Annotated in this window: 27 protein-coding genes; 22 read left to right on the top strand and 5 right to left on the bottom strand. The window is 68.0% G+C overall.

Going from position 1 to position 22039, the window contains the following annotated elements; all coding sequences use genetic code 11:
* The first annotated feature begins 101 nt into the window (after positions 1–101).
* From AB0I19_RS14415 to AB0I19_RS14395, 5 genes are all read left to right on the top strand, one after another.
* Complete coding sequence (locus AB0I19_RS14415) at positions 102–383, top strand: glutaredoxin family protein (RefSeq protein ID WP_225278504.1); 282 nt, start codon at positions 102–104, stop codon at positions 381–383.
* Positions 384–589: 206 nt separating this feature from the next.
* Entirely contained in the window at positions 590–1534 is a 945-nt protein-coding gene (locus AB0I19_RS14410) for a redox-sensing transcriptional repressor Rex (protein WP_357148554.1), read from the top strand.
* Entirely contained in the window at positions 1531–2925 is a 1395-nt protein-coding gene (locus AB0I19_RS14405; protein WP_225278506.1) for a glutamyl-tRNA reductase, read from the top strand. The genes AB0I19_RS14410 and AB0I19_RS14405 overlap by 4 nt, the downstream gene beginning before the upstream one ends.
* Before the next feature lie 58 nt (positions 2926–2983).
* Entirely contained in the window at positions 2984–4018 is a 1035-nt protein-coding gene (hemC, locus tag AB0I19_RS14400; RefSeq protein ID WP_067484929.1) for a hydroxymethylbilane synthase, read from the top strand.
* Complete coding sequence (locus AB0I19_RS14395; protein WP_067641909.1) at positions 4015–5586, top strand: bifunctional uroporphyrinogen-III C-methyltransferase/uroporphyrinogen-III synthase; 1572 nt, start codon at positions 4015–4017, stop codon at positions 5584–5586. The genes hemC and AB0I19_RS14395 overlap by 4 nt, the downstream gene beginning before the upstream one ends.
* A 56-nt stretch (positions 5587–5642) precedes the next feature.
* Here the strand turns inward: AB0I19_RS14395 and AB0I19_RS14390 are convergent, their stop codons facing one another.
* Entirely contained in the window at positions 5643–5924 is a 282-nt protein-coding gene (locus AB0I19_RS14390) for a hypothetical protein (RefSeq protein WP_067485858.1), read from the bottom strand.
* A gap of 253 nt (positions 5925–6177) precedes the next feature.
* On the opposite strand from AB0I19_RS14390, the gene AB0I19_RS14385 reads away from it, so the two are divergent.
* The 17 genes from AB0I19_RS14385 (at position 6178) to AB0I19_RS14305 (ending at position 19367) form a co-directional block, all read left to right on the top strand.
* Positions 6178–7356: a serine hydrolase domain-containing protein gene (locus AB0I19_RS14385; protein WP_357148551.1), complete on the top strand. Its 1179-nt coding sequence runs from the start codon at positions 6178–6180 to the stop codon at positions 7354–7356.
* Positions 7357–7398: 42 nt separating this feature from the next.
* Positions 7399–8376 carry a porphobilinogen synthase gene (hemB, locus tag AB0I19_RS14380; protein ID WP_357148548.1) on the top strand — a complete coding sequence of 326 codons (978 nt, stop codon included), beginning with the start codon at positions 7399–7401 and terminating at the stop codon, positions 8374–8376.
* Positions 8373–8885, top strand: coding sequence for a hypothetical protein (locus AB0I19_RS14375; protein ID WP_357148546.1), 513 nt, complete (start codon positions 8373–8375; stop codon positions 8883–8885). The genes hemB and AB0I19_RS14375 overlap by 4 nt, the downstream gene beginning before the upstream one ends.
* A gap of 256 nt (positions 8886–9141) precedes the next feature.
* Positions 9142–9420 carry a hypothetical protein gene (locus AB0I19_RS14370; RefSeq protein ID WP_357148543.1) on the top strand — a complete coding sequence of 93 codons (279 nt, stop codon included), beginning with the start codon at positions 9142–9144 and terminating at the stop codon, positions 9418–9420.
* An 83-nt stretch (positions 9421–9503) separates the two neighbouring features.
* Positions 9504–9725, top strand: a complete 222-nt coding sequence (locus tag AB0I19_RS14365) for a hypothetical protein (protein ID WP_357148540.1) — start codon at positions 9504–9506, stop codon at positions 9723–9725.
* Between the two features lie 164 nt (positions 9726–9889).
* Positions 9890–11236 carry a glutamate-1-semialdehyde 2,1-aminomutase gene (gene hemL, locus AB0I19_RS14360; RefSeq protein WP_357148537.1) on the top strand — a complete coding sequence of 449 codons (1347 nt, stop codon included), beginning with the start codon at positions 9890–9892 and terminating at the stop codon, positions 11234–11236.
* Positions 11237–11337: 101 nt separating this feature from the next.
* Entirely contained in the window at positions 11338–11964 is a 627-nt protein-coding gene (locus AB0I19_RS14355; protein WP_357148615.1) for a histidine phosphatase family protein, read from the top strand.
* A complete protein-coding gene (locus AB0I19_RS14350; RefSeq protein WP_067484954.1) occupies positions 11961–12602 on the top strand; it encodes a TlpA disulfide reductase family protein in 642 nt (213 codons plus the stop codon). Before AB0I19_RS14355 ends, AB0I19_RS14350 begins: the two co-directional genes overlap by 4 nt.
* The gene (locus AB0I19_RS14345; protein WP_133733852.1) at positions 12599–12826 is read left to right on the top strand and encodes a hypothetical protein; all 228 of its coding nucleotides are present in this window, start codon (positions 12599–12601) and stop codon (positions 12824–12826) included. The genes AB0I19_RS14350 and AB0I19_RS14345 overlap by 4 nt, the downstream gene beginning before the upstream one ends.
* A complete protein-coding gene (locus AB0I19_RS14340) occupies positions 12826–13638 on the top strand; it encodes a cytochrome c biogenesis CcdA family protein (protein WP_225278516.1) in 813 nt (270 codons plus the stop codon). The genes AB0I19_RS14345 and AB0I19_RS14340 overlap by 1 nt, the downstream gene beginning before the upstream one ends.
* Entirely contained in the window at positions 13638–15263 is a 1626-nt protein-coding gene (locus tag AB0I19_RS14335) for a cytochrome c biogenesis protein ResB (RefSeq protein WP_357148534.1), read from the top strand. The genes AB0I19_RS14340 and AB0I19_RS14335 overlap by 1 nt, the downstream gene beginning before the upstream one ends.
* Positions 15264–15300: 37 nt before the next feature.
* Positions 15301–16254: a c-type cytochrome biogenesis protein CcsB gene (ccsB, locus tag AB0I19_RS14330; RefSeq protein WP_357148531.1), complete on the top strand. Its 954-nt coding sequence runs from the start codon at positions 15301–15303 to the stop codon at positions 16252–16254.
* 34 nt (positions 16255–16288) lie between these two features.
* A complete protein-coding gene (locus tag AB0I19_RS14325) occupies positions 16289–17092 on the top strand; it encodes a hypothetical protein (RefSeq protein WP_357148528.1) in 804 nt (267 codons plus the stop codon).
* Positions 17093–17135: 43 nt separating this feature from the next.
* Positions 17136–17465, top strand: a complete 330-nt coding sequence (locus tag AB0I19_RS14320; protein ID WP_357148526.1) for a metalloregulator ArsR/SmtB family transcription factor — start codon at positions 17136–17138, stop codon at positions 17463–17465.
* Positions 17465–18136, top strand: a complete 672-nt coding sequence (locus AB0I19_RS14315) for a cation transporter (RefSeq protein WP_357148523.1) — start codon at positions 17465–17467, stop codon at positions 18134–18136. Before AB0I19_RS14320 ends, AB0I19_RS14315 begins: the two co-directional genes overlap by 1 nt.
* A 128-nt stretch (positions 18137–18264) precedes the next feature.
* Positions 18265–18477, top strand: a complete 213-nt coding sequence (locus AB0I19_RS14310) for a hypothetical protein (RefSeq protein WP_357148520.1) — start codon at positions 18265–18267, stop codon at positions 18475–18477.
* Positions 18478–18575: 98 nt separating this feature from the next.
* Positions 18576–19367, top strand: coding sequence for an ATP-grasp domain-containing protein (locus AB0I19_RS14305; RefSeq protein ID WP_357148517.1), 792 nt, complete (start codon positions 18576–18578; stop codon positions 19365–19367).
* Between the two features lie 842 nt (positions 19368–20209).
* On the opposite strand, the gene AB0I19_RS14300 is transcribed toward AB0I19_RS14305, so the two are convergent.
* The 4 genes from AB0I19_RS14300 to AB0I19_RS14285 all read right to left on the bottom strand — a co-directional run bounded on the left by AB0I19_RS14300 (position 20210) and on the right by AB0I19_RS14285 (position 21977).
* Positions 20210–20650, bottom strand: a complete 441-nt coding sequence (locus AB0I19_RS14300) for an SgcJ/EcaC family oxidoreductase (RefSeq protein ID WP_357148514.1) — start codon at positions 20648–20650, stop codon at positions 20210–20212.
* Between the two features lie 106 nt (positions 20651–20756).
* Positions 20757–21407: a hypothetical protein gene (locus AB0I19_RS14295; protein ID WP_067484979.1), complete on the bottom strand. Its 651-nt coding sequence runs from the start codon at positions 21405–21407 to the stop codon at positions 20757–20759.
* Between the two features lie 56 nt (positions 21408–21463).
* Positions 21464–21655 carry a hypothetical protein gene (locus AB0I19_RS14290; protein ID WP_067485864.1) on the bottom strand — a complete coding sequence of 64 codons (192 nt, stop codon included), beginning with the start codon at positions 21653–21655 and terminating at the stop codon, positions 21464–21466.
* Positions 21656–21767: 112 nt separating this feature from the next.
* A complete protein-coding gene (locus AB0I19_RS14285) occupies positions 21768–21977 on the bottom strand; it encodes a BldC family transcriptional regulator (protein ID WP_019049435.1) in 210 nt (69 codons plus the stop codon).
* Positions 21978–22039: the final 62 nt, after the last annotated feature.

The raw sequence follows: 22039 nt of genomic DNA, 5'->3' as shown, positions 1-22039 counted from the left end.
GAACGTTCCGGCACCAGTACCCTCCGCTAGTCGCGCGAACATGTCCACAGTAACCGGATTCGCCGACATGCCGTGGCGAGCCCGGGGATTAAATAAGAGCCATGACGAATCCCACACCAACCGTGACCCTGTTGACGCGCGCCGGTTGCGGAATGTGCAGCATCGCACTCGCCCAGTTGGAGACCATCTGTGGTGATTTCGGTCTCCCGGTACAGACCGTCGATGTCGACGAAGCGGCGGCAACCGACCCGGCATTGCGTGCCGAATACGGCGATCGGCTGCCCGTTGTGCTGTTGGACGGCCGTGAACACAGCTATTTCGACGTCGACGAGCCACGTTTGCGGGCCGATCTGAGCCGTTTCGCTGGTCGCGAGCGAAAATGAGGCCAAATTCACCGACTTTGTGAACGCCTGCACAAGCGGTTACGGTGGTGGCACGCAATCCGCACCGCCGCCTTCAGCAGCGGTGGTGATCGGGTTTGTACGCCCCCCATGGCACCGGTCGCTGCCTCGAGACGCAGCGGCCCACAACCGGTGAAGCAACGACAGGTACCGGACCGCGATCAGGCCCGGAACGAGGAGCCGACGACGTGACAGAGCAGCACGAGACGCCGACAGGCGCCTCCGGCAAGGCTCTCGCGCGGGATATCCCGCAGGCCACGGTGACTCGTCTTGCTACCTATCTCCGAGTTCTGGCCGGCATGGCCGACTCCGGTGTTGCCATCGTATCGAGTGAGGAACTGGCTGTCGCGGCGGGTGTCAATTCGGCGAAGCTGCGCAAGGATCTTTCCTTCCTCGGACCCAACGGTGTGCGGGGTGTCGGCTATGACGTAGCCAAGTTGCGCACCAGGATCGAGGATGTGCTCGGTCTGTCGCAGGGACATCGGGTGGTGCTGATCGGTGCGGGCAACCTCGGCCGCGCCCTGGTCGGCTATGGCGGTTTCGGCGTACGCGGCTTCACCGTGGTCGGCATCTTCGACAACGATCCGGCGGTGATCGGTCAGTCGTACGCCGGTCTCGTCGTGCGCGATGTCGAGCTGCTCGTCGCCCAGATTCCCGCTCTCGCCCCCACGATCGCGCTGCTCGCGGTCCCCGACGAAGCCGCGCAGGACGTGTGCGACCGGCTCGTCGACGCCGGGGTGCTCTCGATCCTGAGTTTCGCCCCGTGCGAGCTGCGCGCGCCCGCGCACGTGCAGATCCGCCGGGTGGATCTGGCGATGGAACTGCAGATGCTGTCCTTCGACGCCGCCCGCAACGACGCGCCGCCGCTGCCCGAGGTCGCCCACGCGAGCTCGGGCCGGGTCGCGCGCCGGGTGCCGCCGCAGAACCATCCCGCCCTCAATCACCCCGCGCCGGTCGAACCGGCGCGCGGCAGGCCGCCGCGTCGCACCGCGCCGCATTCGGCCAACCCGCATGCGGCAACGCCAGCCAAGCACCCAGGGATCGGTGATCACCCCATGAGCGAGCGTCAGCGAGCGAACCAACAGGCAGGCGCGCGTGCGCGCGTGACCGAACCGGGCGAGGTGCAGTCATGAGCATTCTGCTTGTCGGGATCTCCCATCGCAGTGCCCCGGTTTCGGTGCTGGAGAAGGTGGCTGTCAGCGAGGCCGACCGGCCCAAACTGGTCGACCGCTTGCTCGAGTCGAGCCACGTGTCCGAGGCGATGATCGTCTCCACCTGCAACCGGGTGGAGGTGTACGCGGTGGTCGACGCCTTCCACGGCGGCCTCGACGTGGTGGGCGAGCTGCTCACCGAGCACTCCGGGATGGCCTTCGCCGACCTCACCAGGCACGCCTACGTGCGCTACAGCGAGGCCGCCGCCGAGCATCTGTTCGCGGTGGCCAGCGGGCTCGACTCGATGGTCGTCGGCGAGCAGCAGGTGCTCAGCCAGATCCGCAGCGCCTACGCCAGCGCCGACAACCAGCAGGCCGTCGGCCGCACCCTGCACGAGCTGGCCCAGCACGGGTTGCGCGTCGGCAAGCGGGTGCACGCCGAGACCGGGATCGACCGGGCCGGCGCCTCCGTTGTTTCGGTCGCGCTCGACCGCGCGCGCGGTGTGATCGGCGATCTCACCGGGCGCACCGCCGTGGTACTCGGCGCGGGTGCCATGGGTGGCCTTGCCGTGGCGCACCTTTCGCGGGCGGGCATCGGCCGCATCGTGGTGGTGAACCGCACGCTCGATCGCGCGCAGCGGCTCGCGGAGACCGGACGCACCATGCACGGAGTCGACGCCGTCGCGGTGGAGACGGGTGGGCTCATCGACGCCATGGCCGGCGCCGACGTCGTCATCACCTGTACCGGCGCGGTCGGGGCCGTGGTGACCCTGGCCGATACCCACCGGGCCCTCGCGGGCCGGGCGAACACCGGTGCGGCCGAACGGCCGCTGGTGTTCTGCGACCTCGGCCTGCCCCGCGACGTGGAACACGCCGTGGCCGGGCTGCCGGGTGTCGTCGTGATCGACATCGAGTCGCTGCAGCGCGATCCGGCCGCGGGCGCCGCGGCCGACGACACCGCCGCCGCCCGCGCGATCGTCGCCGACGAACTCACCAAATACCTTGCCGGGCAACGCATGGCCGAGGTCACCCCAACGGTGGCCGCGCTGCGTCAGCGTGCCGCCGAGGTGGTCGAGGCCGAGCTGCTCCGCCTCGACTCGCGGCTGCCCGACCTGGCCGATCCGGCTCGCGACGAAGTGGCGCGCACCGTGCGCCGCGTCGTCGACAAGCTGCTGCACGCGCCGACGGTGCGGGTGAAGCAGCTGGCGTCCACGCCGGGCGGTGACAGCTACGCCGAGGCGCTGCGCGAGCTGTTCGAACTGAAACCCGGTGCGGTGCAAGCGGTTGCCGCGCCCATGGAGGTCGCCGCGGCCGAGTCCGCGCTGGCCGACGACTTCACCGCGGGACACCTCGGCGACGGGCAGTCGGCATGACCGCCCGCGCCGTAACACACAACCAGACGAAGCCCGGACGTGCGAAGAAGGGCACATCATGACCACGACAGTGCAGGAAGAGGACACCGTGACCGCAGGAAGCACTCGTGCGCCCTGGCGGATCGGCACGCGCGGCAGCCTGTTGGCGCTGACCCAGGCGGGCACCGTGCGCGACGCCCTGATCGCGGCGGGCCAGCCCGCCGAACTGGTCGTGATCAAAACTCCCGGCGATCTGTCGTCGGACCCGGTCCAGAAGATCGGCGTCGGCGTGTTCACCTCCGCACTGCGCGACGAGCTCGCTCTCGGCGGTATCGATATCGCGGTGCACTCGTACAAGGATCTGCCGACCGCGCAGGACCCGCGCTTCACGATCGCCGCGATCCCGCCCCGCGAGGACCCGCGCGACGCGCTGGTCGCCCGCGACGGGCTCGTGCTCGGCGAGCTGCCCGCGGGCGCGAAGGTCGGCACCTCCGCGCCGCGCCGCGCCGCCCAGTTGCGTGCGCTCGGACTCGGTCTCGACATCCTCCCGCTGCGCGGCAACATCGACTCCCGGCTGCGCAAGGTGAGCGAGGGCGAACTCGACGCCATCGTCATCGCCCGCGCCGGCCTGTGCCGGATCGGGCGCACCGAGGCCATCACCGAATCGCTGGAGCCGGTGCAGATGCTGCCCGCTCCCTCCCAGGGCGCGCTCGCGGTGGAGTGCCGCAGCGACGACCCGCAACTGATCGAGGTGCTGTCCGGACTGGACGACGCGCCGACCCGATACGCGGTGGAAGCCGAACGGGCGCTGCTCGGCGAACTCGAGGCCGGTTGCACCGCGCCGATCGGCGCGCTCGCCGAGGTCGTCGAGTCGATCGACGAGGACGGCCGGATCTTCGAGGAACTGTCACTGCGTGCCTGCGCTGCCGCGATCGACGGTTCCGATGTGTTGCGGGCTTCGATAGTCGGCGCGCCGGAGGACGCCGCCGAACTCGGGCGCACGCTGGCCCGCGAACTGCTCGACCTGGGTGCCCGCGCCCTGCTGAGCGTCGCCGATGAGCCCGCGCCCGCCACAGACTTCCCTAATTCCAGCCCGATGGAGAACAACCGATGAGCAGCCGAGCCACCAAGAAGCAACCCGGGCGGATCCTTTTCGTCGGATCCGGCCCCGGCGACCCGGCCCTGCTGACCGTGCGCGCCCGCGAGGTGCTCGAGCGGGCGACGCTGGCGTTCACCGATCCCGATGTGGACAAGGGTGTGCTCGCCCTCATCGGCGTGGCCGTGGAACCGGGCGAGGACGGTGAACGTCCGGTGGACGTGCGTCCGGCGCTCGGCGAACCCGCCGAGGTGGCCAAGACGCTGATCGCCGAGGCCCGCAACGGCCACGACGTGGTCCGCATCGTCACCGGCGACCCGCTGACGACCGATTCGGTGATCAACGAGGTCAACGCGGTCACTCGCTCGCACATGGTGTTCGAGGTGCTGCCCGGTCTGCCCAACGGTTCGGCGGTGCCGAGCTACGCCGGTATCGCGCTCGGCTCCGGGCACACCGAAGCCGATGTGCGTGGGGAAGTGGACTGGGCCGCACTGGCCGCCGCTCCCGGCCCGCTGGTGCTGCACGCCACCTCCGGCCACCTGGCCGAGACCGCGAGCGCGCTGGTGGAGCACGGCCTCGCGCCGCAGACCCCGGTGGCGGTGACCGTGCGCGGCACCACCCGTCAGCAGCGCACCATCGAGGCCACGCTCGCCTCGCTGAACAACGCCGCTTCCGAGCTGGTCGGCCCGCTGGTCGTCACGGTCGGTAAAGAGGTCGAGAAGCGCTCGAAGATGTCGTGGTGGGAGTCGCGTGCACTGTACGGCTGGACCGTGCTCGTGCCGCGTACCAAGGATCAGGCCGGTGAGATGAGCGAACGGCTCGTCACCCACGGTGCCATTCCGATGGAGGTGCCGACCATCGCGGTCGAGCCGCCGCGCAGCCCCGCGCAGATGGAACGCGCGGTGAAGGGCCTGGTCGACGGCCGCTACCAGTGGGTGGTGTTCACCTCCACCAACGCGGTGCGCGCGGTGTGGGAGAAGTTCGCCGAGTTCGGTCTCGACGCGCGGGCGTTCTCCGGTGTGAAGATCGCCTGTGTGGGCGAGGCGACCGCCGAGAAGGTGCGCTCCTTCGGCATCAACCCCGAACTGGTGCCGAGCGGTGAACAGTCCTCGGAGGGCCTGCTCGCCGACTTCCCGCCCTACGACGACGTGTTCGACCCGGTGAACCGGGTGCTGCTGCCCCGTGCCGACATCGCCACCGAGACCCTCGCCGAGGGCCTGCGCGAACGCGGCTGGGAGATCGACGACGTCACCGCCTACCGCACGGTGCGTGCGTCGCCGCCGCCCGCGGAGACCCGCGAGATGATCAAGACCGGCGGTTTCGACGCGGTGCTGTTCACCTCGTCCTCCACGGTCCGCAATCTCGTCGGTATCGCGGGTAAGCCGCACGCGCGGACCATCGTGGCCTGTATCGGCCCGAAGACCGCCGAGACGGCGATCGAGTTCGGTCTGCGCGTGGACGTGCAGCCCGAGACGGCGCAGGTGGGTCCCCTGGTGGAGGCGCTGGCCGAGCACGCATCGCGCCTGCGCGCCGAGGGTCTGTTGCCGCCGCCGCGTAAGAAGAGCCGCCGCAGCAGCAGCCGCTAGCCGTCGTGGATACCCCGAAAGCCCGCCCGTCACGGCGGGCTTTCGGCGTATCAGGGTCATCGGCTGTAGCGCAGCAGCGTGCGCACGAGCCGGCAGGTGGCATCCGACGGCGCGCGCAGGTCGATCTTCTCGGCGGTGCGCCGGATCGTGTCGTTGGTGGCTTGATTCGGCAGGTACACACCGGAATCGAGCAGGGCGATGGTGAGCCGCATGGCCTTGAGCCTGCGGTTGTGCGCGATGTACCAGCGGCGCGGACGGCCTGCGGGCAGCCGCTTCTTCTCCAGCGGGACGTAGGGCTCGGTGATGAAGGTCTTTCGTTGTGCGGCAATGGCGTTCATCGGCGTCCTCCCTCGCGAACGGATCGCGCTGTGTGCGGCGCGATCCTCGAACACGCTTTCGATTGTATCGGGAGGCACCGACAAGTTTCGTCGCTCGCTATCGGAAGTTGTTGTGCTCCTGAGCGATTGGAAGTTATCCACAGGGTTGCCGAGGGCAGTTGTGCCCGGTGGCGGTGTGCTGCCGGAGGCGATTTCGGCAATAGCTGTCGGACCGCTGTGGTCTAGTGGCGTCACGCGAACGGGAGGAGATGCGATGACGCTCGACCCGATAGACCAACGCCTCGGCGCCCACGTGGCGGCCGACGAACTGCTCGGCCTTGCCTGGCTCGTCGACGATTCGAACACCGTGGCCACCGGTGCGATCGGTCATCTGGATGCCGCGCGCACGACGCCGGTGCGGACCGACACGATCTTCCGGATCTCCTCGATGACCAAGCCGCTCACGGCCGTCGCGGCATCGATCCTGATCGAGGACGGCGTCATCGACCCCGCCGAACCGGTCGACCGCTTACTGCCCGAACTCGCCGATCGACAAGTACTCACCCATCCGGCTGCCGAGATCACCGACACGGTCCCGGCGCGACGGCCCATCACGATCGACGACCTGCTCACTTTCCGGCTCGGATGGGGCATGGATTTCACCGACTTCTCACCGAAGCCGTTCGACGCGGCCTGTGCCGAGCTCGGCCTCGGCGCCGGTCCGCCGACCCCGGCCGAGATGCCGCCGCCGGACATCTGGCTCGCCCGGCTCGGCACCCTGCCGTTGCAGTTCCAGCCGGGGGAGCGCTGGCTGTACCACGTCGGCTCGGCGATCCTCGGCATCCTGATCGCCAGGGCGGCGGGCAAACCGCTGTCGCAGTTCCTGTCCGAACGAGTGCTCGGCCCGCTCGACATGCCCGACACCGGATTCTGTGTCGCGCCCGGCGAGCTCGACCGCTTCGGCCCGCATTTCGTCGAGGTCGACGGTGAGCGTGTGGTCTTCGATCCGGTCGACGGCCAGTGGAGCAGCCCACCGGTATTCGAAGGCGGCGGCGACGGACTTGTCTCCACCCTCGCCGATTTCCATCGTTTCGCGCGGATGCTGTCCGGCGGCGGTGAACTCGACGGAACGCGGATCCTGTCCGAACGGTCCGTCGCGGCCATCACCACCAACCATCTGACGGCCGAGCAAATCGCTCGCGGCGGGCCCGAGCCGGACGGCAGCGCCGGCTGGGGTCACGGCGTGGGCGTGCAGCTGACCGACCGTCCCGACGGCCCACGCGCAGGTGCCTACGGTTGGGCGGGCGGTCTCGGCTCCAGCTGGACCAACGACGGTCCGGTGACCGCGATCCTGCTCACCAACCAGATGTGGAATTCGGCGGGACCGCTACCGGTGTTCGCGACCTTCGAGCAGATTCTCGGCGAACGCAGCCGCCTGTCCGGCGGGGTATAGGCGCCGGTGCGGGCCGTATAGTGCAGGCGTATTCTGCGGGCTATGACCGCTTTCGACCGCCCGCGGCGGTTGCGCAGGACACCCGCATTGCGTCGGCTCGTCGCCGAAACCACGCTCGAGCCGCGCCACCTGGTGCTGCCGATGTTCGTGGCCGACGGGATCGACGAACCGCGCGCGATCAGCTCGATGCCCGGCGTATACCAGCACTCGCTGGACTCGCTGCGCAAGGCCGCCGTCGAGGCGGTGACCGCCGGCGTGGGCGGTCTCATGCTGTTCGGTGTGCCGCTGCCCGAGGACAAGGACGCCACCGGCAGCCAGGCCAGCGACCCCGACGGCATCCTCAACCGCGGGTTGCGCGCGCTGGCCGAGGAGGTCGGTGACTCGACCGTCGTCATGGCCGACACCTGCCTCGACGAATTCACCGATCACGGCCACTGCGGCGTGATCGGGACCGACGGCGCCGTCGACAACGACGCGACCCTGCACCGCTACGTGGAGATGGCCCTCGCCCAGGCGGAAGCGGGCGCCGACCTGCTCGGTACCAGCGGCATGATGGACGGCCAGGTCGGCGCGATCCGGCGCGGCCTCGACGCCGTCGGCCGCACCGACACCGCGATCCTGGCCTATGCCGCCAAGTACGCCTCGGCGTTCTACGGCCCGTTCCGTGAGGCGGTCGGTTCGTCGCTCGAGGGCGACCGGCGCACCTACCAGCAGGACCCGGCCAACCGCCGTGAGTCGTTGCGCGAGCTCGATCTCGACCTCGCCGAGGGCGCCGACATCGTGATGGTGAAGCCCGCGATGTCCTACCTCGACATCCTGCGCGACGTGGCCGACCGTTCGACCGTCCCGGTCGCGGCCTACCAGATCTCGGGCGAGTACGCGATGATCACCGCCGCCGCCGAGCGCGGCTGGATCGACCGCCGTGCCGCCGCGCTGGAATCGCTGGTCGGCATCCGGCGGGCGGGCGCGGACATCGTGCTCACCTACTGGGCGACCGAGGCCGCACACTGGCTGTCGTGATCGTTCCACCGAACAAACCGGAATCCCGTCCGATGCCCGAGGACGTGGGCACCGCCAAGCAGCTGTGGTTCGCCGTCGCTGCCCTCGGTGTGGTGTACACGGGCGCGAGCGTGGCCGCCATGACCGGGCAGCGCGACGAGCTCAGCAAACAGTTCCTCGACGAAATGCACAAGAGCGACCCGAATATCCCCGCCTCGACCGTCGATCTGATGGTGACGGCGGCCTTCGTGCTCACCGCGATCGTCGGGGTGTTGCTGGCGGGCGTCACCGTCGCCATCGCCCATCAGTTGGGGCGCGGCAAGAACTGGGCGCGCACAGTGCTGACGGTGGTCGCGGTGTGGCTCGGGATCGGTGCCGTCGCCACCATGTTCAGCTTCTCCGGTGACACCGGTGTGGCCGCGATGGTCAGCGGTGGCACGTCGATCGTGCAAGGCGTACTGGCCGTCGGCGCGGCGTACCTGTGTTTCCGACCGGACTCCGTCGGGTACTTCCAGAAGAACCGGAGATGAACAACAGGCCCCATTGGCCGCTGACGCGCCGCCGTGTATCGTGAGGATTGTCACACAGTGGCAGTAATGGTGCTGCCAGGGGAGCGGAGGCAACGATGCGCGTGGTGATCGAGCAACCCCACAGTCTGCGGCGCGATTGTTTGGTGATCGGGCTGCTCGTGCTGCTCGGGCTGACCACCATCGCCCTTGTCCTGCTCCCCAGCGTCGTCTGACCCACGGCCCTGCGCTCGCTCGCGGCCCTGGCAGGATCGCACGCATGAAACGCTGGATCGTCGCGGTGTCGGTCGAACTCGGCCTGGCCGTCGTTTGCCTTGCCGGTGCCGTCGCCAGTTGGGGCAACGCCCGGCGCAGTACCGAATTCGTCGGCAGCGATGAGCATTCCGGTTTCGAGGCCGTGCGGTACGTGCCGCCGATGCTGGCGTTGTCGACCGGGCTCGTGATCCTCGCCGGGTTGTTCCTGATCGACGCGGTCGCGCGAACCCTTTCGGCTCGCGAACGACGTGTAGCGTCGCGCGCCGCGGGTCCGATGGTCTGAGGGAAGTCGAATTCCGATGTGCGCGTTGGGATTCGAACACCCGATGCCGGTCCGTCGAGGCGGGCCAACCAGGAGGAAACTCGATGACCAAGTTCACCGCAGGGATATTCGCCGTCGGCGCCGCAGTCGCCACGATCGCGCTCGCCGCGCCCGCCCAGGCCGAGGCCGGTCTGCCGCTCACCCCGATGGTCGCGGACCCCGCCGCGGGTGGCTTCGCCCCGGAGACCGGTTCGAGCGGCATCTACAACGGCATCATGTGTCAGCTGCACACCATCTCGGCCGACGTGCCCTGCATGTACACCTAGGACATCTTCCGACGCCGACGTGCGCCGCGACCTGCTGTAGCCGGGCGCGGTAGCCGTCGGCATCGCGGCGTGTCGGGCGTGTCGTCGGTGGGTCGCTGCGGTCTGGGTCACTGTGCTCCACCCTGTCGTCCGGCGTGCCGAGGCGAGCTGAGACACTGGAATTCGTGAGTTCTTCTCCGCGCGCGACCACGGCCAGTTCGTCGCAGGTACCGATTTCCGCCCAGCTCTTCGAGCGGGCGGCTTCGGTGATCCCGGGTGGTGTCAATTCCCCGGTCCGTGCGTTCAATTCGGTCGGCGGCACGCCCCGGTTCATCTCCTCGGCCAGCGGCTACACCCTCGTCGACGCCGACGGCAACGAGTACGTCGACCTGGTGTGTTCGTGGGGCCCGATGATCCTCGGACACGCCCACCCCGCTGTCGTCGAGGCGGTGCAGCGCGCCGCCACCGGCGGTCTGTCGTTCGGCGCGCCCACCGAGGCCGAGATCGAACTGGCCGAGGCCATCGCGGCCCGCGTGGAACCCGTGGAGCGGGTGCGCCTGGTCAACTCCGGCACCGAGGCGACGATGAGCGCGGTCCGGCTGGCGCGCGGCTTCACCGGGCGCTCCAAGATCATCAAGTTCTCCGGCTGTTACCACGGCCACGTCGACGCCCTGCTGGCCGACGCGGGCTCGGGCGTGGCGACACTCGGCCTGCCGACCTCGCCGGGTGTCACCGGTGCTCAGGCCGCCGACACCATCGTGCTGCCCTACAACGACCTCGCCGCCGTCGCCGCCGCCTTCGAAGCGCACTCCGGCCAGATCGCCTGCGTCATCACCGAAGCCGCCGCGGGCAACATGGGTGCCGTCGCCCCGCTGCCCGGTTTCAACGAGGGCCTGCGCACGCTGGCACACGACAACGGCGCTCTGCTCGTCATGGACGAGGTCATGACCGGCTTCCGGGTGAGCGCCTCGGGTTGGTACGGCCGCGAAGGCGTGGCCGGTGACCTCTACACGTTCGGCAAGGTGATGAGCGGTGGCCTGCCCGCCGCCGCGTTCGGTGGTCGTGCCGAGATCATGAACAACCTCGCCCCCCTCGGCCCGGTCTATCAGGCGGGCACGCTGTCGGGTAACCCGGTCGCTGTCGCGGCGGGCCTGGCGACGCTGCGCGCGGCCGACGACGAGGTGTACGCGGCGCTGGACCGCAATGCCGATCGACTCGGCGGCCTCTTCGCGAAAGCCCTCACCGAAGCCGGGGTGGAGCATCAGGTGCAGTTCGCAGGCAATATGGTGAGCGTGTTCTTCGCCGATCGCCCGGTCACCGACTATGCCGCCGCCAAGGCGAGTCAGACCTGGCGTTACCCCGCCTTCTTCCACGCCCTGCTCGACGCGGGTGTGTACGCGCCGCCGAGCGCGTTCGAGGCATGGTTCGTCTCCGCGGCGCTCGACGAGGACGCGTTCGACCGTATCGCCGCCGCTCTGCCCGCCGCCGCCCACGCGGCCGCGGCCGCCACCCCCGAAGGATCGCAAGCGTGAGCTCCGACCAGCCCGACGCACTCCCCACCCCCGTCGCCGACGAGGCGCCGCACCCGGCGCCCGCCGCCGCCCCGCCCGGTCTCGACCACGATCCGTCGAGCGTGGAAACCATCGTCCACGTGCTGCGCCACGGCGAGGTGCACAACCCCAACGGCATCCTCTACGGCCGCCTGCCCGGTTTCAGCCTGTCGGTGACCGGTCGTTCGCAGGCCGCCGCGGTGGCTCGTTCGCTGTCCGATCACGACATCTCCCTGGTGATCGCGTCGCCGTTGCAGCGCGCGCAGGAGACCGCCGCGCCGATCGCGGCCGCCCACGATCTCATCGTGCGCACCGACGAGAACCTGATCGAAGCGGGCAACACCTTCGAGGGTCTTCGCGTATCGGTCGGTGACGGCGCGCTGCGCAAGCCGAGGCACTGGTGGAAGCTGCGCGACCCGTTCACCCCGTCGTGGGGCGAGCCGTACCTGCAGATCGCGCATCGCATGCTCGCCGCCGTGAACAAGGCGCGCGTCGAGGCAGCGGGCCACGAGGTGGTGCTGGTGTCGCATCAGCTGCCCGTGTGGACGCTGCGCCGTTTCCTGCAGGGTCAGCGCCTCTGGCACGACCCGCGCAACCGCCAGTGCTCGCTCGCCTCGCTGACCTCGCTGGTCTACCACGGCGACACGCTGGTCGACATCGTCTACTCCGAGCCCGCCGGCGCGTCGGATCCGTCGGTTCACGGCGCATGAAGCTACGCACCGCATCGGGTAACGCCCGTGGCCATCGGCTGCGGGCGCTGACCGCCGTCCTGTCCGCCCTGCTGGTCGTCGTGGCCGCGGCGGGCTGTTCGACCGGTACCGATGCGGTGGCCACCGGCGGCGGCACGTTCGAATTCGTGTCGCCCGGTGGTAAGACTGATATCAGATACGATCCGCCCGCCACGCGCGGCACGATCGGTACGCTCGCGGGGCCCGATCTGATGAACGAGGGAAAGACCGTTTCGGTCGATGATTTCCCCGGTCAGGTCGTGGTCGTGAATCTGTGGGGACAGTGGTGCGGCCCGTGCCGCGCCGAGTCACCCGCGCTCGAGAAGGTGTACGCGGCGACCAAGGACAAGGGCGTCGCATTCCTGGGTATCAATGTGCGCGACCACCAGCGTGACAAAGCCCAGGACTTCGTAGTGGACAACAAGATCGCGTATCCGTCCATCTACGACCCGTCGATGCGAACCTTGCTCGCCCTCGGCGGAAATTTCCCAACCAGTGTTATTCCGACCACGTTGATCCTGGATCGTCAGCACCGGGTCGCCGCGGTCTTCCTTCGCTCGCTACTGGCCGAAGACCTGCAGCCCGTGGTCGAGCAACTCGCCCTCGAGGAGAAGCAGTGAGTCGTCGTCGTCCCGGAAATCTGACCGCGTGTCGCCCCCGCCAGGGTGCCCGCCGCATGGGAGCGGGGTGGACCGTCGATGATCGTTGGGCGGGCATCGCCACCGTCCCGCGCAGCGTCGCCGGTGCGGGCCTGTTCGAGTTCGGTCCGGTCGAACCGGCCGAGACCGAGCGCACCCTGTCGTTGCCCCGCGACGAGCAGCGTGACGAGGACACCTCCGAGTGATGGTTCTTGCCGCAGTCGGGGACTCGTTCCAGCAGACCGCGGCATCGGGACCGTTGCTGTTGGCGCTGGGTGCCTGTCTGCTCGCGGGCCTGGTGTCGTTCGCTTCACCGTGTGTCGTGCCGCTCGTGCCCGGCTACCTGTCGTATCTGGCCGGCCTGGTCGGTGCCGAGGCGCCGCCTGCCTCGACCGCCCAGGTCGCCACGCTCACCGAGCAGCGCCGTAGCGCGAAGCTGCGGGTCGCCGGTGCCGCCGGGCTGTTCGTCGCCGGGTTCACGGTGGTGTTCGTGCTGGCCACGGCCACCGTTTTCGGCGTGATCCAGACGCTCAACGTCAACCGCGAACTGCTGCAGCGCATCGGTGGCGTGGTGACGATCCTGATGGGTCTGGTCTTCATCGGCCTGGTGCCCGCGTTGCAGCGCGATACGCGGATGGAACCGCGCCGGTTCACCAGCATCGTCGGTGCGCCCCTGCTCGGCGGGGTGTTCGCGCTCGGCTGGACGCCGTGCCTCGGCCCGACGCTGTCGGGGGTGATGGCGGTGTCGGCCGGTACCGAGGGCACCACCGCCGCACGCGGTGTGGTGCTGATCGTGGCGTACTGCCTCGGCCTCGGCTTGCCGTTCGTGGTGCTGGCTTTCGGGTCTGCGGGTGCGCTGCGCGGGGTCGGCTGGCTGCGTCGCAATTCGCGCACCATTCAGGTAATCGGGGGTGTTCTGCTCGTCGCCGTCGGCGTCGCGCTGGTCACGGGGGCGTGGGATCAGTTCGTCGGCTGGGTGCGTGACGGGTTCGTCTCCGAGGTGACCCTGCCGATCTGATGACTGACACACTGACTCCCCCCGCTGCCCCCGCCCCGCCCCGCCAGTCGCTTCCCGGCCGTGCCTGGGCGCTGGTCCGCAACACGTGGCGTGGCCTGACCAGCATGCGCACGGCACTGGTTCTGCTGTTCCTGCTCGCGCTGGCCGCCATTCCCGGCGCACTGCTGCCGCAGCGCAGCCTGAACGCGCAGAAGGTCGACCAGTACATCGCCGACCGGCCGACGCTCGGCCCGTGGATGGACCGGTTCGAGCTGTTCGACGTGTTCGGCAGTTTCTGGTTCACCGCCATCTACGTGCTGCTGTTCATCTCGCTGGTCGGCTGCATCCTGCCGCGCTGCTGGGACCACTACAAAGCGCTGCGCACCCCGCCCGTCGCCGCCCCGCGCAACCTCGGGCGGCTGCCGCATCATTTCGACGAGACCGTCGATCGCGACGTCGACGCCGTCATCGAGCAGGCCCGCGAACAGTTGCGCGGCTGGCGCACCGAGGTCCGCCCGGGCAAGCGCGACGGCGAGATGACGATCTCCGCCGAGAAGGGGTATCTGCGCGAATTCGGCAACCTCGTGTTCCATCTGTCGCTGGTGGGGCTGTTGGTCGCGATCGCGCTCGGCAAGCTGTTCGGGTACGAGGGCAATGTCATCGTGATCGCCAACGGTGGTCCCGGTTTCTGCACCACCTCGCCCGCGGTGTTCGACTCGTTCCGGGCGGGCAATGTCAACGACGGCACCGGGATGACCCCGCTGTGCGTGAAGGTCAAGGACTTCAAGGCCGATTACCTGCCCACCGGTCAGGCCGAGATGTTCACCTCGAACATCGACTACCAGGCGGGCGAGGACCTGACCGCCGATACGTGGCGCAGCACCGAGCTGCGGGTGAATCACCCGTTGCGCGTCGCCGGTGATCGCGTCTACCTGCAGGGGCACGGTTTCGCGCCGACGTTCACCGTCACCTTCCCGAACGGGCAGACCCGCACCGAGACCATCCAGTGGCGTCCCGACGACGCCCAGACCTTCCTGTCCAGCGGTGTGCTGCGCATCGACCCGCCCGGCGGCATGTACGCCACCGAGGAGGAACGCCGCCAGAACCAGATCGCCATCGAAGGTCTCTTCGCGCCGACCGCGATGTTCCACGGCAGTCTGCTCACATCGTCGTTCCCGAAGATGGACGATCCGGCCGTCGCCGTGGACATCTACCGAGGCAACACCGGCCTCGACACCGGGCGTTCGCAGTCGCTGTTCGCGCTGGACCCGGAGATGGTGAAGCAGGGGCGGCTCACCAAGGAAGCGCGCGTCAACCTGCGTCCCGGCGAGTCGACCACCCTGCCCAACGGCACCAAGGTGGCCTTCGACGGCGCCGAGGAGTTCGTGAACCTGCAGGTCTCGCACGATCCGGCCCAGCAGTGGGTGCTGGTGAGCGCGCTGACCATGATGGCCGGTCTGCTGGTGTCGCTGCTGGTGAAACGACGCCGTATCTGGATCCGGGCGTACCCCGCCGACACCGGGGCAGGTACCGTGGATCAACGACGAACCGTAGTAGAGATGGGCGGCCTCGCCAGAAGCGATCAAGCGGGCTGGGGCGGCGAATTCGATCGACTGCGGGCACGGTTGCTGGGAGCGGAGAAGTGATGCGGACGAGCGCACGCGACATCGAGGCGGAGTTCTGATGCCGATCGACGAAACGCTGGCACGCTACAGCGACTATTCGTTCATGTCGGCGATCGCCGTCTACACCTTGGCGACGGTGCTGCTGATCGTGCAGTACGCCTCCGCCCGAGCCAAGCAGGTCGCCGCGCGCGACCACGGCTCCGTCGACCCGTCCCTGCCCGGCCGGATCGCGATGCCCGACGCGAAGTCGCGCGCCGAACGCTTCGGCGACATGGCGTTCTCCGTGCTCTCGGTGGGTGTGGTCCTGCACATCGCCTCGATCGTGCTGCGCGGCTTCGCCACCCACCGCTTCCCGCTCGGCAACATGTACGAGTTCACCACCATGGCCACCGCGGCCGCCGTGGTGATCGGCCTGATCTTCCTGCGCGACCAGCGTTTCCGCGCGATGTGGGCGTTCTTGCTCGTACCCGTGCTGATCCTGATGTTCCTCGCGGGCACCGTCCTCTACGCCGACGCCGCCCCCGTCGTCCCCGCCCTTCGCTCGTTCTGGCTGCCCATCCACGTCACCATCGTGAGCGTCGGCAGCGGCGTCTTCCTGGTCTCGGGCGTCGCCAGCCTCCTCTACCTCTACCGCATGCGCCAACCGGCAGGCGAAGAGTCCTCGAACATCTTCGGCACCATCGCCCGCCGCCTCCCCGACGCCCGCACCCTCGACCAGCTCGCCTACAAAACCACCATCATCGGCTTCCCCCTCTTCGGCGCAGGCGTCATCCTCGGCGCCATCTGGGCCGAAGCCGCCTGGGGCCGCTTCTGGGGCTGGGACCCGAAGGAAACCTGCTCCTTCATCGCCTGGGTTCTCTACGCCGCCTACCTCCACGCGCGCGCGACGTCGGGTTGGCGCGACACCAAGGCCGCGTGGATCAACATCGCTGGGTTCGTGGCAATGCTGTTCAACCTTTTCATCATCAATATGGTCATCTCGGGTCTTCACAGCTACGCCGGGTTGACCTGAGCGTCCCCGGTTAGCAGCCGTACGCTGTGGCCGCATGGGGATCATCGTCGAATCCGCGCAATTGGCCGCTAGTTCCGACGAGGACCGGCTGGTCGTCACCGACCATGCTGTGATCGTTCTCGACGGCGCCACGGCCCACGATCCCGCGATGCCGTCGGCCGGGGCGTATGTCAACTTTCTCGCCTCGGACCTCGCGGAGTCGATCGATGGAACATCGCCGTTGGCGGTCGTCCTCGAGGAGTCGATCGCGAGGGCAGTGGCCGTGCTGGGGATCGAACCGGGGGCGGCGCCGTCGAGCACAGTCGCGCTCCTCCGTGTCGAACGCGAGGCAGTCGATGTGCTGGTGCTCGGTGACTCGTCGGTGATCGTCGGGCTGCGCACCGGAGGCGTGCAGGTGCATACCGACGATCGGCTACCGAGGCTTCGGCTACCGGAGGCCGACCTGTTTCGCCGGTTGCTGGCCGACGGGCAGGGCTACGGCGAAGAGCATCGGAAGGTCGTGCGAGAACTTCAGGTCGCCGAACGGGCACGGCGCAACCGGCCGGACGGCTATTGGATCGCCGAAGCCGATCCCGACGCGGCCGCACACGCGCTGCGCTTTCGGTATCCGCGTGATGAGGTCGCGTGGATCATCGCTGCCACCGACGGTGCCTTCGATCTCGTTCCCGCGCTCGGGGTGACCTGGCCCGAAGTCGCGAATATGTCCACGCAACAGCTCGAACAGCTGCTCCGTGATGTGCACATCTGGGAGGCCGAAACCGACCCGGACGGCCAGGCACTCCCTCGGGCCAAACGCCACGATGACAAGACCGTGGTCGTCGTGCGTATCGCGGCCTAGATTCATCATTTTCTGAATACAGATTCCGATGTACTGTCGACGTGTGGATACTCTGATTCGTCGTGACGCGCTGGCACGCTTCGGGCACGCGCTCTCCGATGCCACTCGGACGCAGATCTTGCTGAGCCTGCGTGAAGCGCCTGCGTACCCCTCGGACCTGGCCGAACGTATCGGAGTGTCGCGTCAGATCCTGTCCAATCACCTGGCCTGCCTGCGCGGTTGTGGGCTCGTGGTCGCGGTGCCGGAAGGGCGGCGCTCGCGTTATGAGCTGGCCGACGCGCGCATCGGGCGGGCCCTGGACGACCTGACCGGGCTGGTGCTGGCCGTGGATCCGGCCTGCTGCCCGGACTCGGCTACGCGAGAGTGCTGCTGATGTCTTCCTCGGTGTCCGCGGCTTCGACGCAGCGTCGGGCCCTGCTGGCGCGCCGGATCCGCTGGTTCGTCGCGGCTACCATCACCTACAACGTCATCGAAGCGATCATCGCCTTGACCGAGGGCGCTCGCGCTTCGTCGGCCGCGCTGATCGGATTCGGTCTGGACTCGATCATCGAGGTGTCCTCTGCCGCCGCCGTCGCCTGGCAGTTCGCAGGCCGGGACCCGGAGAAGCGAGAGAAGATCGCGCTGCGGATTATCGCGTTCTCGTTCTTCGCCTTGGCTCTCTATGTCACCGTCGATTCGATCCGTGGGTTGCTCGGCGCCGGCGAAGCTCAGCCGTCCCCGATCGGGATCACGCTGGCGGCGGTGAGCCTGGCGGTGATGCCGGTGCTGTCGTGGGCTCAGCGCCGCGCCGGTCGCGAGCTCGGATCGGCTTCCGCGGTCGCCGATTCCAAGCAGACCCTGCTGTGCACCTATCTCTCGGCGGTGCTGCTGGTCGGACTGTTGCTCAACAGCCTGTTCGGGTGGTCGTGGGCCGACCCGATCGCCGGCCTTGTGATCGCCGCGATCGCGGTCAAGGAAGGTCTCGACGCGTGGAGGGGCGACACCTGCTGTCCGGCACCTGTTGTCGCGAGTACGAGCGATCACGACTGCGCTTGCTGCGACTGACCCGAGACTGCGCCCATACAGATGCTTCGAGCTACAGACCACGGAAGCGGGGTCTCGTGATTGCGCAGGCACCCCAATAGCCTGCTCGGCAGTGGGCAGTTCGAAACTCGGCGCATTAAGGATTCTCGATGAATAGATCTTTCGCGGTCGCTACGTTGGTCGGCGCGCTGATGCTGGCACCGGTCGGCCCCGCCCAAGCTGCCACTCAGCCCGTTGCCCCTATTGCCGCGTGCGTCGAGTACCCGATCGGAGCACCGGGCGGGTGCGACTTCATCCAGAACATCCTGCAATTGCTGAGCCTCGGCTCGTCCACACTGAGCGCAGGCCCGACAGCATCCTGAATCGAATCGGCCGGCATCCCTTAGCCGCAGGGATTTCGCCGCCGGTTCATCCCGGATCCTGTCTGCTCCGGGACGCCCGCCGTGGATGATCTGTAGAAATGTCGACTCTGATCCTTTCGCCTCGCTACCTCCGAGGACTCGCGTGTCATGCGGGCCGCAGCTATTCGCGCAGGGTGGAAGGTCGTCCGGCTGACGAATTGGCGCGTTCCCGAAGACACGGTCGCGACAGCCATCTACGGCGAGACGATGTTCGCCGAGGTGATCGCAGCACAGCTCGGCATCACCTTGCTCGACACCCCCCGGACGACTGGCTGCCGAATCTGCCGAACTCCGTACTTCAGCGGCAGATTCAGATCTCCACCCTTGGTGAGGCTCGCCGCCATGCCGACCCGGTATTCGTCAAACCCGCAGACGGCCGCAAAGGATTCGCGGGCGCGGTATATCGCAACGGGATCGGTCTGCCACCGCCGCAAGCGTGCCCCGACGACACGCTGGTATTCATGGCGGAGCCCGTCGAATGGCGCTCGGAATTCCGCTGCTTCGTCAAAGACGGTGCGGTACTGACGATGTCGCCTTACCTCCGCAACGGTGAGTCCGCCCGCGCCGAGAACGGCAGCTGGCCTGCTGCGCCATCGGAAATGACCGCAGTCCTGGCGTTTATCGAAAAGTTGACCGCCGAAGTACCCGTCCCACCGTCGATCGTCATCGATGTCGGTCTGATCGAGGGACGTGATTGGGCAATCGTCGAAGCCAACTGTGCTTTCGGTGCCGGGGTATACGGCTGTGATCCGCACAAGGTCCTCGAGGTTCTCGAAAGAGGTTGCGTCCCCACTGTGGAACTGACCGCGAGTGACGCGTTGTGGGCCAGACCTACCGCTCAGCTCGAGTGACCGAATAACGACACCACGTCTCTGGGGCATCTATGGCTCGAACGTCGCGGATTTCATCGCGGCGATGGAGGCCGAGGCACTTGACCGCGCGGAGGTGTGACGCGAGCCCACGGAAGTGGGGGCGTTTCACTTTTGCACATCGGCATTACCGTCTGCGGTATCTATCGGTGGTTCGAGAGGTGAAGAAATGCGTCGTCTGAGTGTGGTTGCTGCTGTGGCGATTTCGTTGGGCGTCGGGCTGGCTGGTGCTGCGACAGCTTCGCCCGTCGCGACCCCGAGCCCGGTGGCCACCGATTCCGGATCGGCCGGCCCGATGACTGCCTCCGCAGATCCGGATTCGGGTTCGGCGGCCCTTCCCGGCCTGCTCCTGCGATGCCTGTCCACCGGCACAAGCATGCTCATGGGGATGCCGACCTGCGTCTGACTTTCAGGCAAGGCCCCTGAACGTTTCCGGCATCTCGGCGAGGAGCCGTTGTCGGGTCAGGGCTGGGCTGTCTCACCGGCAGCGAGCCCGGTTGTCCTGAGCCAGGTTGGGCTCGGTGTGCTGCTGTGAAGCTCCTTGTGCTGCAACCGAGTTCACGTCGATCGCCGGGCGGGTCATGTTGTTCGGTTCGGCTCGACAGGAGTCGATGATCGAGTCGTCGCCCGATTTGTCGACGAATGTGTGTCGTTGGCGAGGAGCATGGTGAATGCTGGCGGGGCCGGGCGCGACGGGACTTCCGCGCCCGGGTCGCCCCGACGGCCGAGGAGGCCGAAGCGGCCGCGATCGCCGCTGCGGCGAAGATCGGGCCGGGTCCGGTGATGGTGATGAAGACGGTCTGCAGCGGCGTGTAGCGCCGCGATCAGGAAGCTGGAACGAGGGTGTTCTGGCGAGCCGACACCCACCACCGATCGTTCTCCTTGACCAGCACGTACAGGGCGACCATGGCCGGGTCGGTGTCGATCAGCGTGCCGTCTGCGGTAGTGGCCCTGGCTTCCTTGTGCGCGATAGCGGCATCGGGGCGCAAGAAGGTGATGTCGGTGACGTCGTACCGGACGTACTCGTCGGCGAGAAATCCGGCCAAGCCCCGTCGATTCGCGTCGAACAGCGCATCGCGCCCCCGCAGCACCATGCCGGCCGCATTACCTACGACGGCGTTCTCGGCGAACGGTGCCGTCATCAACTCGGCATCGTTGGTGTTGAACGCGGTCTGTGTGTCGGCGACGATCTGACGGATGGCGGCGATATCGGCGGTGTGATCGACGGCGTCGTCCTCGATCACCGGCGGTTGCATCGTGTTCATAGGTCCGGACGCTATTTGCTCAACTTAGGTTCAGGTCAAGCGTGGCGGGCCGGAGATAACTGTGCCCGGGTGCTCGGGGGGAGCATCCGGGCAGTGGTCGGTGAGATCAGCAGTAGTAGCAGATCTTGTTGGCCGGGAGTTCCACGTGGCAGTTCAAGCAGACCGGTTTGCGGACCGGTTCGGGCTTGGGGGTGGTGACGCTGGGGCGGGAGGAGGCGGTGCGCTTGGCTTCGGCGGCTTCCGCGGCCTCGGTGGTCGCCAGGTCCTGGGAGGTGCGCTGGCGGATCGCGGCGACCTTCGGGGGGAGGGTGGGCAGGCCGCCGTCGGCGGGAAGGTCGGTGGCGTAGTGCTGGTAGCACTGCCAGCGGGCGGCGGCGGCGTGCATCTCCAGGTCGTCGGGAATGGGCAGGCCGGCGAGTTCGAGGATGTAGCGGTAGCCGGTGCCGACGGTCTGGTTGCGGCGCACACACAGCGCGCTGAGCGGCGGCTCGTTGTTGTTGTGACAGTATTCGGCGACCCGGTCGAGCACGACCGGCAGCCAGTGCTGCCACTTCACCTGGGTGCGGATACCGGACTCTTCCTGCACCAATTCGGCCAGCTCGGTATTGACGATGAAGTTGTTGAAGCGCGACGCGGTGGCGGCGAGCACGTCGTGTGCCGCGCGTGTCCACGCCGACCGCGCCTCGGTGAACGTCACGGCGCTGCCGTCGGCCGCGCGCCAAGTGGTCGGGATGGAAGCCTGCTGCACATCGATCACCGGAATACGTTATCTACCCAGCTGTTTCGTGCGCAATGGGGGGTATGTGGGTCTGCTCACGCCTCGGGACCGGAATCGTCGCGCGGTTGCTTGCGGAGCCGCCACAGGAATTCCGGGTCGTCGTCCGGACCGAGGATCGGCCTGCGTGCGGCCGGGCCGGGGTTCGGGCTCGGGCGTTCGGGGCCGAACGCCTTCCAGCACAGCACCGCGATGGCCACGATCGCGATGAGTGCCAACAGGTACGTCACGTCGCTCACCTCCTGCTATCGAGGGTAGCCGTGTCCGCACCGTGTGCACATCGGCAACGGAAGGGAAATTCCCGGCAAACGCGAGCCGAACCGGCTCGCGCCGCCGGTGAGGTCAGCGGGGGGCTGCCTCGGTGGTGAGCGATTTGAGCAGCTGCAGAACCTCGGACTCGCGGAATCGGCGGTGTCCGCCCGGCGTGCGCAGCGAACCGAGCCTGCCCGCATGGGCCCACCGAGTAACGGTCTTCGGGTCTACGTGGAACATTGCGGCCACTTGGCCTGGTGTCAGCAGAGTGTCCTGGCCGCCGACGGTGATCGCAGTCATAGCTAACCTCTCCGTTCTCGACAGTTCCCTCATCAGATGGCGCCATCGTCGCACTGCGACCC

It is taken from the genome of Nocardia sp. NPDC050413 (genome assembly GCF_040655475.1).
GTDB lineage: Bacteria > Actinomycetota > Actinomycetes > Mycobacteriales > Mycobacteriaceae > Nocardia > Nocardia coubleae.
The sequence above is the reverse complement of the archived record's forward strand: the minus strand, read 5'-3'. Positions and strand labels throughout refer to the sequence as shown.